This is a genomic window from Streptomyces tibetensis (assembly GCF_007655005.1).
Classification (GTDB): Bacteria; Actinomycetota; Actinomycetes; order Streptomycetales; family Streptomycetaceae; genus Streptomyces; species Streptomyces tibetensis.
The window spans coordinates 1-551 of the sequence record NZ_SZVW01000059.1 but is presented as its reverse complement, the minus strand read 5'-3'; the positions used below and the strand labels follow the sequence as shown (position 1 = coordinate 551).

Here is a 551-nt window from a genome sequence, read left to right as displayed (position 1 = left end):
TAATTCGAGTGTACCCACACGAGTCGTAAAGTCTCGCTCATAATAGCCATTTCTTTGACTCTGACGACTTTCTGAACGTTCATAGTCATCGGCTTGAATATATTCTGTTCGTTGATTTTCCATCAATTGGTTGAAAACAGTGGTTAAAATATTTTTAGAAACATCATCTTTTACCGAATGTTCAATAATACTTTGAACCTCTTCGTTGTTCAGTGTAAAATGTACTTGGGTCATGTAACGTCCTCCTGGGTATGTTTTTGTGGTTAAAAACATTGTACCGTAAAAGGGCTGTTACATGGCCTTTTATCTTTTACACAATTATATGGACTTTATCAGGAAGGTTATAAAAGTGAATAAAGAGAGAAAAAATATAGGATTAGCTATATTGCTTATATTCAGTTCTTTATTAGTATGTTTAGATCGAATATTTTGGCAATCTAGTCCAGATATTTTAATAAACGATAAAGTTAATATACAACAATCTTTAATGCAGATATATCATGCATCTACCTTGATAGGAATCGATATTTTTGCCATAGGCCTAGGATTTT

2 protein-coding genes are annotated in these 551 nt (G+C 32.5%); one reads left to right on the top strand and one right to left on the bottom strand.

Annotation, left to right across the window (positions count from 1 at the left end; all coding sequences use genetic code 11):
- Window positions 1-234, bottom strand: a 234-nt coding sequence (locus tag FDO69_RS40905) for a transposase (RefSeq protein ID WP_170321022.1), incomplete at its 3' end; no start/stop codon positions are given.
- A 115-nt stretch (window positions 235-349) separates the two neighbouring features.
- Between FDO69_RS40905 and FDO69_RS41715 the strand changes: the two genes are divergently transcribed.
- A partial coding sequence (locus FDO69_RS41715) for a hypothetical protein (protein WP_138430329.1) occupies window positions 350-551 on the top strand: 202 nt, incomplete at its 3' end.